This is a genomic window from Ensifer sp. NM-2, from assembly GCF_003024455.1.
GTDB lineage: Bacteria > Pseudomonadota > Alphaproteobacteria > Rhizobiales > Rhizobiaceae > Ensifer > Ensifer canadensis.
Map to the genome: position 1 here is coordinate 365,861 of NZ_PVZR01000001.1, position 12,132 is coordinate 377,992.

At 62.5% G+C, this 12,132-nt stretch carries 13 protein-coding genes; 7 read left to right on the forward strand and 6 right to left on the reverse strand.

The annotated features are described in order from the left end of the window. The first annotated feature begins 66 nt into the window (after positions 1 to 66). Positions 67 to 978 carry a LysR family transcriptional regulator gene (locus tag C6558_RS01865; protein ID WP_025425729.1) on the forward strand — a complete coding sequence of 304 codons (912 nt, stop codon included), beginning with the start codon at positions 67 to 69 and terminating at the stop codon, positions 976 to 978. A gap of 2 nt (positions 979 to 980) precedes the next feature. Here C6558_RS01865 and C6558_RS01870 read toward each other — a convergent pair whose 3' ends face one another. Then, on the reverse strand, positions 981 to 1,382 hold the full coding sequence (locus tag C6558_RS01870) for a helix-turn-helix domain-containing protein (protein WP_051509149.1): 402 nt from the start codon (positions 1,380 to 1,382) through the stop codon (positions 981 to 983). 82 nt (positions 1,383 to 1,464) lie between these two features. Between C6558_RS01870 and C6558_RS01875 the strand changes: the two genes are divergently transcribed. After that, complete coding sequence (locus C6558_RS01875; protein ID WP_025425731.1) at positions 1,465 to 1,782, forward strand: multidrug efflux SMR transporter; 318 nt, start codon at positions 1,465 to 1,467, stop codon at positions 1,780 to 1,782. Positions 1,783 to 1,875: 93 nt separating this feature from the next. Here C6558_RS01875 and C6558_RS01880 read toward each other — a convergent pair whose 3' ends face one another. The 3 genes from C6558_RS01880 to dapD all read right to left on the reverse strand — a co-directional run bounded on the left by C6558_RS01880 (position 1,876) and on the right by dapD (position 5,245). Beyond that, positions 1,876 to 3,843 carry a DEAD/DEAH box helicase gene (locus C6558_RS01880; RefSeq protein WP_025425732.1) on the reverse strand — a complete coding sequence of 656 codons (1,968 nt, stop codon included), beginning with the start codon at positions 3,841 to 3,843 and terminating at the stop codon, positions 1,876 to 1,878. A 156-nt stretch (positions 3,844 to 3,999) separates the two neighbouring features. Next, positions 4,000 to 4,383 (reverse strand): DUF805 domain-containing protein, encoded by a 384-nt coding sequence (locus C6558_RS01885; RefSeq protein WP_025425733.1) that lies wholly within the window; start codon positions 4,381 to 4,383, stop codon positions 4,000 to 4,002. Between the two features lie 4 nt (positions 4,384 to 4,387). Further along, positions 4,388 to 5,245: a 2,3,4,5-tetrahydropyridine-2,6-dicarboxylate N-succinyltransferase gene (gene dapD, locus C6558_RS01890; protein WP_025425734.1), complete on the reverse strand. Its 858-nt coding sequence runs from the start codon at positions 5,243 to 5,245 to the stop codon at positions 4,388 to 4,390. A 310-nt stretch (positions 5,246 to 5,555) separates the two neighbouring features. Between dapD and C6558_RS01895 the strand changes: the two genes are divergently transcribed. Beyond that, entirely contained in the window at positions 5,556 to 6,455 is a 900-nt protein-coding gene (locus tag C6558_RS01895) for an LOG family protein (RefSeq protein ID WP_025425735.1), read from the forward strand. Between the two features lie 444 nt (positions 6,456 to 6,899). On the opposite strand, the gene C6558_RS01900 is transcribed toward C6558_RS01895, so the two are convergent. Together C6558_RS01900 and C6558_RS01905 are read right to left on the reverse strand one after the other, a co-directional pair. After that, positions 6,900 to 7,421, reverse strand: a complete 522-nt coding sequence (locus tag C6558_RS01900) for an EF-hand domain-containing protein (RefSeq protein WP_158071680.1) — start codon at positions 7,419 to 7,421, stop codon at positions 6,900 to 6,902. 128 nt (positions 7,422 to 7,549) lie between these two features. Continuing rightward, a complete protein-coding gene (locus C6558_RS01905; RefSeq protein ID WP_025425737.1) occupies positions 7,550 to 8,263 on the reverse strand; it encodes a pyrimidine 5'-nucleotidase in 714 nt (237 codons plus the stop codon). A 151-nt stretch (positions 8,264 to 8,414) separates the two neighbouring features. Between C6558_RS01905 and C6558_RS01910 the strand changes: the two genes are divergently transcribed. From C6558_RS01910 to C6558_RS01925, 4 genes are all read left to right on the forward strand, one after another. Next, positions 8,415 to 9,212, forward strand: a complete 798-nt coding sequence (locus C6558_RS01910; protein WP_225906198.1) for a sterol desaturase family protein — start codon at positions 8,415 to 8,417, stop codon at positions 9,210 to 9,212. A gap of 80 nt (positions 9,213 to 9,292) precedes the next feature. Further along, a complete protein-coding gene (locus tag C6558_RS01915; protein ID WP_025425739.1) occupies positions 9,293 to 10,207 on the forward strand; it encodes a DMT family transporter in 915 nt (304 codons plus the stop codon). Positions 10,208 to 10,287: 80 nt separating this feature from the next. Further along, positions 10,288 to 11,367, forward strand: coding sequence for a bifunctional transcriptional activator/DNA repair enzyme AdaA (locus C6558_RS01920; RefSeq protein ID WP_025425740.1), 1,080 nt, complete (start codon positions 10,288 to 10,290; stop codon positions 11,365 to 11,367). Continuing rightward, entirely contained in the window at positions 11,364 to 12,131 is a 768-nt protein-coding gene (locus tag C6558_RS01925) for an isocitrate lyase/phosphoenolpyruvate mutase family protein (protein ID WP_025425741.1), read from the forward strand. The genes C6558_RS01920 and C6558_RS01925 overlap by 4 nt, the downstream gene beginning before the upstream one ends. Position 12,132: the final 1 nt, after the last annotated feature.

The following is a 12,132-nucleotide window of genomic DNA, read 5'->3' on the forward strand; positions in this document are numbered from 1 at the left end:
TGTCTGGAATAGTCCGTCTAATCCGACTACACTATTCAGTATCTCGAACAATAATGGCTATTGAAAATGGACCAGCTCACGGCCATGCGCGCGTTTCTCCGCGTTGTCGAAACCGGCAATTTCACACGTGCTTCCGCTTCGCTCAATATGCCCAAGGCGACCGTCACCAATCTCATCCAGGGATTGGAAGCGCATCTGCGCACCAAGCTGCTCAATCGCACGACGCGGCGGGTTCTGGTGACCCCGGATGGCGCGCTCTATTACGAGCGGGCCGCGCGCCTCGTGACCGACCTCGATGAGCTCGACGGCAGCCTGTCGAGCGCCCAGACGCTGCCGAAGGGGCGGCTGCGCGTGGAGATGGCAAGCGCCATGGCCAATCTCATCGTTATCCCGGCTCTGTCCGAATTCCACAAGCGCTACCCTGACATCCAGATCGATCTCGGCGTCTCGGACCGCACCGTCGACTATGTTGCCGAGAATGTCGACTGCGCCATTCGTGTCGGCACCCTGACCGACCAGTCGCTGATTGCCCGGCGCATCACCGACATGAGCTTCGTCGCCTGCGCGGCACCCGACTATCTCGACCGTTGCTCGACGCCGCAACATCCCTCCGATCTTTCGAAGAATTGTTATGTCGTCGGCTATTTCCGCCCGCAGACCGGCCAGCAGATGCCGTTCTATTTCAAGCGCGGCGCGGAAGAGATCGAGGTTCATGGTCGTTATGCGGTGGCCGCCAACGAATCGACCACCTATCTCGCCGCCGCCCGTGCCGGCCTCGGTGTCATCCAGGCGCCCCGCTTCATGGTGCGGGAGGATCTTGAGACCGGCGCGATGCGGAGGGTGCTGCAGGACTGGCAAATCGAATCGATGCCGATCTATCTCGTCTATCCGCCGAACCGACACCTGAGCAGCCGTCTGCGCGTCTTTGCCGACTGGGTGGTGAAAGTGATCGCCCAGTCGCAACTCGACGGCGAATAGGCCTATTTGCCCCGCTCGGCGTCGTAGCGCGCGCGCGCCGCGTCGAGAGTGCCGAAATGCGTCTCGGCCCAACGGTCGAGCACCAGCAGGGTTTCGCTGAGCGAACGGCCGACAGCGCTGAGGCTGTATTCCACATGCGGCGGCACGGTCTTCTTGTCCTCGCGAATGACAAGGCCGTTCCGCTCCAGTTCCTTCAGCGTCTGCGTCAGCATCTTCTGCGAGACGTCGCCAAGCCGGCGCATCAGCGCGGCGTTGCGCATCGGCCCTTCTTCGAGCGCCGAGATGATCAGCATCGCCCATTTGCTGGCGATCAGCTCCAGCGCATGCCGCGAGGAGCAGGTCGGGTCGAAGACATCCGGAATGGAGGTGATGGGTGCTTCGAGCGGGTCTGTCGAGATTTTCATAGTTACCAAAAGGTGCGTAATTGCTATCCAGTGCCTACCCTACCAGATTGTTCTCCAGATGGAAATTTCGATGGAGACGGTAATGGCATGGATCATCCTGATAGCGGCGAGCCTGATTGAAATCATCATGGGCCTGGCGCTCAAATATGCCGAAGGCTGGACGAAACTGGTGCCGAGCGCGATCGGCATCGCAGCGGCGCTCGGCAGCGTCTACCTCCTGACGATCGCCATGCGCGACCTGCCGGCCGGCACTGCCTACGCCGCCTGGACCGGCATCGGCTCAGTCGGCATCACGGTGCTCGGCATCGTGCTTTTCGGGGATCCCGTCTCCTGGATGCGGATCACCTGCATCGCGATGATCATCGTCGCCGTCGCCGGCCTGCGCTTCCTCGAAGCCTGATACGGCCAGCCGCCGCAACTGCAGACAAAAAAAAGCGCCGCGATTTGATCGCGGCGCTTTTTGATTTGGGCTGACGCCGTTGCTGCGGCAAGCTTAGCTCTGGCGGTTCTTGGCGTTGTTGCCCTTGGGCTTCGGCTTGAAGCCGCCGTCCTTGCCGGCGTTCGGCTTGGCCTTCTTTTTAGTCCAGGCGTCGCGGTTTTCCGGCGGCTTGTCGTCGGTGTGGGCCGGGGCGGCGGCGTAAGCCGGCTTCTTGTCGAACTTGCGCTTCGGCTTGAAGTCGCCGTCACTGCGTGCCGCATCGTCCGAATAGGGGCGCTTCTTGGCAAAGGCCGGTTTGTCCTTGGAGAAACCTGGCTTGTCCTTGGAGAAGTTCGGCTTGTCCTTGGAAAAACTCGGCTTCTCCTGGCGCTGCTGCGACAGATCGGGAGCGCCCGGCAGCGTCTTCACCCGGATGCCCTTCTCCAGCATGCCCTCCTTGCCGATCGACGACAGGAAGCGCTCGGCTCCATCGGAGGTCATTTCGACGAAGGTCTCTTCCTGCTGCATGCGGATCGCGCCGATGTCGCGCTTGGTCAGCTTGCCGTGGCGGCAGAGCATCGGGATCAGCCAGCGCGGCTCGGCATTCTGCTTGCGGCCGACCGAGAGCGAGAACCAGCTGCCATCGCTGAAATCGGCGCGCGGCGCGTCATAGTCTTCGCGCGGTGCAGACTTCTCATCGCGGCGCGGCTTTGCGCGGCTGTCGCCGACGGCAACCTCGATCAGGTCTTCCGGGGCCGAGCGGCCAGAGCGGAACTGGCGCACGAAGGCGGCAGCCATCTGCTCGGCACCATGAAGCTCGATGAGCGCGCGCACGATCGCCTCTTCGTCTTCGCGGATCGGTTCGGCAAAGCTCGTGTCGGCAAGCAGGCGCTCGTCGTCGCGGCGGCTGACCTCGTCGGCCGACGGCGGGCGGGCCCAGTTGGCGGTGATCCGGGCGTTTTCGAGCAGGCGCTCCGCCTTGCGGCGCTGGCTCACCGGCACGATCAGGGCGCTGACGCCCTTCTGGCCGGCGCGTCCGGTGCGGCCGCTGCGGTGCAGCAGTGTATCCGGGTTGGTCGGCAGGTCGGCGTGGATGACCAGTTCGAGGCCCGGCAAGTCGATGCCGCGGGCGGCAACGTCGGTGGCGATGCAGACGCGGGCGCGTCCGTCGCGCATGGCCTGCAGCGCGTGGGTGCGTTCGTTCTGGCTGAGTTCGCCCGACAGAGCCACCACCGAGAAGCCGCGGTTGTTGAAGCGGGCAGTCAGATGGTTGACGGCTGCACGGGTCGAGCAGAAGACGATCGCATTCTTCGCTTCGTAGAAGCGCAGGACGTTGATGATCGCGTTTTCGCGATCGTTCGACGCAACGGTCAGGGCGCGGTATTCGATGTCGACGTGCTGCTTCTGCTCGGACGCGGTGCTGATGCGCACGGCGTCGCGCTGGTAGTTCTTGGCAAGCGTCGCGATCGAGCGCGGTACGGTCGCCGAAAACATCAGCGTGCGGCGGTCGTCGGGAGACTCCTCGAGGATGAATTCGAGGTCCTCGCGGAAACCGAGATCGAGCATCTCGTCGGCCTCGTCGAGCACGACGGCACGCAACGAAGAAATATCGAGCGAGTTGCGGCGGATATGGTCGCATAGGCGTCCGGGCGTGCCGACGACGATGTGGGCGCCGCGCTCCAGCGCGCGCTTCTCGGTGCGCATGTCCATGCCGCCGACGCAGGACGCGATCGTCGCGCCAGTCTGCTCATAGAGCCATTCGAGCTCGCGCTTGACCTGCAGCGCCAGTTCGCGCGTTGGTGCGATCACAAGCGCCAGCGGCGCGCCGGGCGCGCTGAAGCGGCGCTGGTCGCCAAGCAGGGTCGGTGCCAGCGCCAGGCCGAAGGCGACGGTCTTGCCGGAGCCGGTCTGGGCCGATACCAGCGCATCCTTGCCCGCCAGATCAGGATCGCGCATCGCCTGTTGAACCGGCGTCAACTCGTTGTAACCGCGTTTTGCCAACGCCTCGGCGATCGCAGGCGCGATCCCTTCGAATTCTGTCATCTCTCGTCTTTCGGATTTCGGTTTTCGCGCCGGTAAACGAACAAGACCTTGGATCAGGTCGTCATCAGGCGCCGATTGCCGCGGCCAGCATCTTATCGCCGGCCTGTTCATGGCGCGCTACATACGCGTTCGGGCCCGAAATGTACAGTGCGCCGCTCAAGCGCCGGGTTCATCGCTGGTTTGGCCGAATTCGTTCGGCCCCTCGGTGCCCGGCCAGAGACAGAGCGCGATGAAGACGATGGGGCTCAGGACAGGGATGAACAGGCAGATCGCCAGCGGTCCGGGATAGCCGATATCGTGCAGCCGCTTGATCGCCAGCATGGCGATCGAGAGCGTGGAAACGATGCCGGACACGATCAGCGCCAGCGTCCAGAGCGCCAGCGCGGTCCTGTGGTTCTCGTTGGCGAGCATCTGCGCGACGACGAAACCGCCTATCAGCAGCCAGAAAAGCCAGGACAGGAAAAAGGGCAGGCGGGTGATGCGGCCGGAGGGGCTGAAGAACAGCCAGATCATGCTCGGCCGTCGCCCCTCCGGTGTCATCGGATCAGTCTCGAAGCAGTTCGTTGATGCCGGTCTTGGAGCGGGTCTTCTCGTCGACGCGCTTGACGATGACGGCGCAGTAGAGGTTCGGTGCCGGCTGGCCGTTGCCCATGGTCGAGCCCGACGGCATCGAGCCGGCGACGACGACGGAGTAGGGCGGGACTTCACCATAGGTCACTTCGCCGGTGGCGCGGTCGACGATCTTGGTCGACTTGCCGATGAACACGCCCATGCCGAGAACCGAGCCCTCGCGCACGATGCAGCCTTCAACGACCTCGGAGCGGGCGCCGATGAAGCAATTGTCCTCAATGATCGTCGGGCCGGCCTGCATCGGCTCCAGCACGCCGCCGATGCCGACGCCGCCGGAGAGATGCACGTTCTTGCCGATCTGGGCGCAGGAGCCGACCGTGGCCCAGGTGTCGACCATCGTGCCTTCGCCGACATAGGCGCCGAGGTTGACGAAGGACGGCATCAGGATGGCGTTCGGCGCGATATAGGCCGAGCGGCGCACGACGCAGTTCGGCACGGCGCGGAAGCCGGCCTTCTCGAACTCGTTGACGCTCCAGCCGTCGAACTTGGAGGCGACCTTGTCCCACCAGACGGATTCCCCCGGGCCGCCCCGGACGATTTCCATCGGGTTGAGGCGGAAGGAGAGCAGAACGGCCTTCTTCAGCCATTGATTGACGGTCCAGTTGCCGTCGGCGCCACGCTCTGCCACCCGCACCTTGCCGCTGTCGAGCAGGTTCAGTGCCGTTTCCACGGCGTCGCGCACCGCGCCGCGCGTTCCGGTGTTTACGGAATCGCGGTCATCAAAGGCGGCGTCGATCGTCTGCGACAGGGAGGCGAGGTTGTGGTTCGTCATCGGAATTCCTTAAAGTTCGGCGGTTATCCTGCGAAAGCTCTACTGCATAATTCCGAAAATCGGAATCGATTTAAGGACAAAATTAGGCAGCGACGCGATGTGCGCCCGTGGGTGTTCTGTATCGGCTGGAATGCGCGGCGCCCGAGGCCCGTTCCGGAAAAGTTGGACCGCTTTTCGGCTCGACGCTGCCGGCAGGGCTTGGCAAGCGCGGTCGACTGCGGCATCAGGGGCATTCATGACCGATGAAACAGGATAGGACGCGTCCGCCCGAGATGCCGATTGTCCGGAACGCGACGGGAAAGACGATAGCATGGCACGCATGAAGAAGCGCAATCTGCGCCGTAAGGATGGGGTTTGGGATCCGCTGGCCGATAGCTCGCAGAGCCGGCAACGGGCGCAGACGGTGCCGGTGACGCCGCAGTCGGCCTCTCCTTCCTATCGCCTTGCCTATATCGACGACGATTTTCTCTGCCGCGAGGAACTGCGCCCGGTGCGGCTGCAGCTCGAACTCTTGAAGACCGAAATGATGCTGGAGGAGTACGGCATCAACTCGACCGTGGTGATGTTCGGTGGCGCGCGCATTCCCGAGCCGGGCGGCGACGCCTGGGCCGCCAGGAACGATATCCAGCGCAAGAACCTGGAAGCAGCCTCGGTCTATTACGACGAAGCGCGCAAGTTCGCGCAGATCGTCTCGGAACATTCCGCCAAGCTGCACTACAAGGAATATGTCGTCGTCACCGGCGGCGGGCCGGGTGTGATGGAGGCGGGCAACCGTGGCGCTGACGATGTCGGCGCGCCGTCGATCGGCCTCAACATCGTGTTACCGCACGAGCAGGCGCCGAACCGCTTCGTGACGCCGGAGCTGTCGTTCAACTTCCACTATTTCGCCATCCGCAAGATGCATTTCCTGCTGCGCGCCAAGGCCGTCACGGTGTTTCCAGGCGGCTTCGGCACGTTGGACGAGCTGTTCGAAACGATGACGCTGATGCAGACCGGTCGCCTGGCGCTGGTCCCGCTCATTCTCTTCGGGGAAAAGTTCTGGCGCTCGATCATCAATTTCGAGGCGCTTGCCGAGTTCGGCACGATCGCGCCGAACGATATCGATCTGGTGCAGTTCGTCGAAACCGCCGATGAGGCCTGGGATATCATCTCCCGCTTCTACGAGACCGTCGATCCGCGGTCGGTGCCGATGGCGAACGGCAGGCGATAGCGCCTCTCCGGTAAACTTGCGAAGCGGTTTCGCTCAGGGGAGGCCATCTTCATTTCCTCCGGTTCTCGTGTATTTTGTGCCCATGCAGAACGACAATCGATCATCAGTCAGAAAAACAATCTCCCTCGCCCTGGGTGCCGCGATGACGCTTGCCGGAGCGATCGGGTTCCTGATCGAGAGCCTTCTTCGTCATTCGGTTTGATGCCGCCCTAAGCCCTGCATCCAAAACCGGAACCAGCGCCAGCAATCAATGCCGGCGAGCCAGTCGTTGAGCCAGCAGCCGCGCCTAGTGCTTCGGTAACGGCAATGCGTCAAAACAAGGATTGTGCATTTCCGCCGCCCTGTTTGACACGGAGCTTTCGACACCGCCGCGTGCCAATCCAGGCGCGCGGCGGTGTCGTCGGATACTCCTTTCACCGGGCGGCGGGAAAGGGCACCGATGGATCAAATTTTCTTGGTGAAGTCGGCGGCGTCGATGACACCGTCGCCGTTCTTGTCACGACGCTTGAACATTTTTTCTGAAGCACTTGCGACCTCGGCAGCGCTCAAAGAGCCGTTGCCGTCGGCGTCGACGCGCTTGAAGGCCTTTGGCCGCATGCCGGGCACCATGGCCGGCCGCGCGTCCTTCAGTTGGGCAAGGGCTGCGTCGCGCTCCTTGCCGTCCTTGCTCTTGGCTTCCTGCCAGGCCTTGCGGGCGTCGCGGAACGCCTGGCGCTTCGCCTGCATCTCGTCGGCACTGATCTGGCCGTCGCCATTGGTGTCGAATGCCTTGAAGTTCGCGGTCATGTGCGCCTGTAACTCGTCGAGTGACACCTTGGAATCGCTGTTGGTGTCCAGTCGCTTGATCATCCGTTCGGCCCGCTGTTCGGGCGTCATCTTGTCTCTGGCGGCAAATGATGGCGCAGCCAATCCGGTAACGGCGACGGCAAGGGCGGTTACGCCAAGGATCAGGGTTCTGTTCCGCATCATGCTTCCTTTCGATCGGGTTATGCCCGAACGAATGATAGGCAGCGGGACGGCGAGCACCAGTTAAACTTTGGTAATTTAAGTCTTTGGCGGGAAAGGGGTTTTTCCCGGGCCAAAATGTGTCGGGGTCAGAGGTCGGCGACCACGCGCCTGAGGAAGCTGGCGAGATCCTCGGTGACGTAATCGATCTGCTCGTCCTCGTCTCCGGACTGCTCCCAGGATTCGGCGAACTCGTATTCGAAGTTGCGCGGCACCAGTAGAACCGTCTTCATCCCGAGCGTTTTCGGAACCAGAAGGTTGCGCGGCAGGTCCTCGAACATGACCGCATTGCGGGTATCGACCCGGTGCAGGCTCATGAACTTGTCATAGGTTTCGCCGGCCGGCTTCGGCACGAAATCGGCAGCGACGATATCGAAGATGTCGTTGAAGTGATCGAGGATGCCGAGTGCGCGAGCGGTCATTTCCGCATGTGCAACGCTGCCGTTGGTGAAGATGAACTTGCGCCCCGGTAGCGCCTTGATCGCTTCGCCCAGCGTCGGATCCGGCGGCACGATGCTGTAGTCGATCGCATGCGCCTTTTCGAGGAAGTCGCTCGGGTCGATGCCGTGATGGATCATCAGGCCTTTGAGCGTCGTGCCGTGATCGCGGTAGTAGTCTTTCTGCAGCTTCTTCGCGTCCGCCGGCTCGAGCGACAGCAGCGCCGAAACGTAAGCCGTCATGTTACGGTCGATCTGCGAGAACAGATTGACGTGGTGCGGGTAGAGCGTGTTGTCCAGATCGAAGACCCAGTCGGTGACATGGGCGAATTCGTCGTGGGTCGGCAGGCGATCGAGCTTTTTCATGACCGCCTTATGACACGGGTATGGGCGGCCACCAAACGAGAAAATTCACCCCGCCGCACGGGCTACCCTACCGGCGCAGACGTTTCCACTTTGAATTGCCAAAACAACATGGCATCGTTCGGCCGGCGCGGCTTTGACGTAGGGGTTCCGGATGCCGATGTCGGACGAACTGTTTTACCTGCTGTTTCTGTTCGGATTCTACGCGACGACAGTCGTTACCTATTTCGCCCTGGGTTATGGCCTGACCTGGGTCAACGACCGCAATCCCGAGCGAAAGATTCAGAAGGGACGCGGTTCCGACAAGCGCCGCAGGGCGGAAGTCCGCCAGAGCCTGGTGTCGATGTTCAGCGCCTGCCTGCCGCTGACGATCGGCCTCTATGTCCAGCAAAAGGGCTGGGCGCCCGGGCCCTGGACCTTCAATTGGTGGGCGGCGGTGCCGCTCTTTGTCCTGTGCATGTTCCTCTACGATACCTGGTTCTATTTCATGCACCGGCTGCTGCACACCAAGTGGCTGTTTCCACTGCACGCCCTTCATCACAGAAGCGTCGCACCAACGATCTGGAGCACCTATTCTGAGGATTTCTTCGACAACTTCCTCTTGCAGAGTTTTTCAGCCGTCGTCGTTTTCGCCGTCCCGTTTCCGCCGGCGATCCTGATCGGGCACCGGTTGTTCGAACATTTCAACGGCATGTTCGGGCACTGCGGGTTCGAGTATTTCGCCTCATCGACGGCGCGATATCCGTCCCCTCTCTTGTGCACGACGTTCCACGACCAGCATCATTCCGGCTTCAAGTACAACTACGGCAACTACTTTTCGTTCTGGGATCGCGTGCTCGGCACGATCTCGCCGAACTACGATCAGCGCGTGAAGGCCTTCGAAGACGAAGGTCAGCCGCTCACGTTCAGTCGGGCGGTCGACCTGGCGGAAGTTCAGGAAAAGCCGGACTGATATCAGCGCAGGTTGGTATATATCGGCGAGACTGTACGGAGTTCTTGGCAATATCAGGACCCGCGTGCTAGCTCGCAGCCATGGAAACCTGGGTAATCATCACCGTCGCTGCGGCCTTCCTTCAGAATGTCCGCTCCGCCATGCAGAAACACCTGAAGGGCGTCATGGGCACGACCGGCGCGACCTTCGTGCGTTTCGGTTTCGGCCTGCCTTTTGCGTTGCTCTATCTCATCGTGCTCTGGCGCGTGGCGGGCCATCCGCTGCCGGTGCCGAACGGCACATTCTTCCTGTGGGCGGTCATCGGCGGGCTGGCGCAGATCGCGGCGACCTTCCTGCTGGTGCACCTCTTCTCCTTCCGCAACTTTGCGGTTGGCACCGCCTATTCGCGCACCGAGCCGGCCCAGGCAGCGCTCTTCGGCCTCATCTTCCTGGGCGAGCGGGCGAGCGAGGGCACGCTGGTGGCGATCGCCATCTCCGTCGTCGGCGTCATGCTGATTTCGGTTGCGCGTACGACGCTGAGCCCGCGCTCGCTGGTCACTTCGGTTTTCAGCCGCACGGCCGGGATAGGCCTTCTCTCGGGCACGTTCTTCGGGCTTTCGGCCGTGGCCTATCGTTCGGCCTCGCTGGTGCTCGCGCCCAGCCTGCCGGCACCGGATTACATGATGCAGGCGAGCTTCACGCTCGGCTTCGTCATCCTGCTGCAGACGGTGGTGATGCTGATCTGGATCGTGCTGCGCGAGCCGGCCGAGCTGAAGCGCATTGCCGCTGCGTGGAAGCCTGCCTTCGTCGTCGGCTTCGTCGGCGCCTCCGCTTCCTTCGGCTGGTTCATGGCAATGACGCTGCAGCAGGCGGCGATCGTGAAAGTAGTGGCGCAGGTCGAGATGCTCTTCACATTCGCCTCGTCCTTCTTCATCTTCCGCGAGTGGATCAATCGTCTCGAACTCCTCGGCTGCCTCCTGATCGTGCTCGGCGTGGTGACGCTCGTGCTTATCTGAACTGTCGCCAAACCATCGCCGGAAAAATAGACGCCCGAAAACCGGCGCCCGTCCCTTCGCACACATGGTAGAAGGGCCGCATGTTGTTCGATCTTCCTTCCGACGAAACGCTTTACGATGCCCTGATTGCGCGCAGCACCGAATACGAGGGCGCTGCCTATGTCTGCGTCAAGACGACGGGCATTTTCTGCCGCCTCTCCTGTCCCGCTCGCAAGCCGAAGCGCGAGAACACCATCTTCGTCGGCTCGATCGGCACCTGCCTCGAAGCCGGCTTTCGCCCGTGCCAGCGCTGCAAGCCGCTTGCAACCGTCGGTGCCAAGGATCCGCTGGTCGATGACCTGCTGCAGGCACTGGAGGCAGCACCCGAACGGCGCTGGACCGAGGACGACCTGGTTCGCCGCGGCCATGATCCGTCGACCGTTCGCCGCGCCTTCAAGCGCAATCTCGGCATCACCTTTCTCGATCTTGCCCGACATCGGCGACTGGGCCTTGCCGCCCGCCAACTCGCCGAGGGCGGCCGGGTCATTGATGCGCAGATCGACGCCGGATACGAATCGCCGAGCGGCTTTCGCGCCGCCTTTGCCAAATTGCTCGGCGAAGCGCCGGCTATGTCGCAGGGCCGTGTGCTGCTGTTTGCCGACCGCATCGACACGCCGCTTGGCCCGATGGTGGCGGTCGCCGACAAGACCCATCTGCACATTCTCGAGTTTCACGATCGCAAGGCGTTGCCGACCGAGCTCGAAAACCTGAAGCGCAAGACCCGCTCGGCGATCGTCCCAGGCCGCACGGCGCCGATCGACCAGATGGAGGCGGAGCTGAAAGCCTATTTCTCGGGCGATATCGCAGAGTTTCGCACGCCCCTGGCGCCTGGCGGCACTGCCTTCGAGCGTGAGGTCTGGGCAAGGCTCGTGAAAATTCCGCTCGGAGAGACACGTTCCTATGGTGACATCGCGCGCGAGGTCGATACGATCCAGGCCGTGCGTGCCGTGGCGAAGGCCAACGGGTCCAACCAGATCGCCATCGTCATTCCCTGCCACCGCTGCATCGGCTCCGATGGTTCGCTGACGGGATATGGCGGCGGGTTGTGGCGCAAGCAATGGCTGCTGCGGCACGAAGGCAAAATGAAACCTGTGGGATTGTTTGCGGAGGAAATGCAATGAACCAGACTGAAAAGGCCACCGAATTCGCCGCTCTGCATCGCAAGGGCGATCCGGTGGTGCTCTACAATATCTGGGATGCGGGCAGCGCCAAGGCCGTGGCCGAGGCTGGAGCCAAGGCGCTTGCGACCGGCAGCTGGTCGATTGCCGCCGCGCATGGGTTTGGCGATGGCGAGAAGGTTCCGCTGGCGCTGCTTACCGATATCGCCCGGCTGATCGTCGCCTCGACCGAACTGCCGGTCACGGTCGATTTCGAGGGCGCCTATTCCGACGACCCGGCAACGGGGGCTGCCAATGTCTCGCGTCTGATCGACGTCGGCGCCATCGGCATCAACTTCGAAGATCAGGTTGTCGGCAAATCCGGCGTGCATGCGGTCGAAAAGCAGGCCGCCCGCATCCGCGCGATCCGCGAAATGGCGGACCGCCGCAGTGTGCCGTTCTTCATCAATGCCCGCACCGACCTGTTCCTGCAGGAAAGCGATGCTGGCCGCCATGCCGGTCTTGTCGATGAGGCGATTGCGCGCGGAAAGGCCTTTGCCGAAGCCGGCGCCAGCGGCTTCTTCGTGCCGTGGCTGGTCGATGCCGCGCTGATTGCCAAGGTCTGCGCCGCTTCGAGCCTGCCGGTCAACGTGATGATGCGGCCGGGTGCGCCGGACCTGCAGACGCTCGCCGGCGCCGGCGTCGCACGTGTCAGTTACGGACCTTTCCCCTACCGGGCGATGATGGAAAAGCTGAAGCAGGAGGCCCAGGCCGTTTATCAGGCCTGAT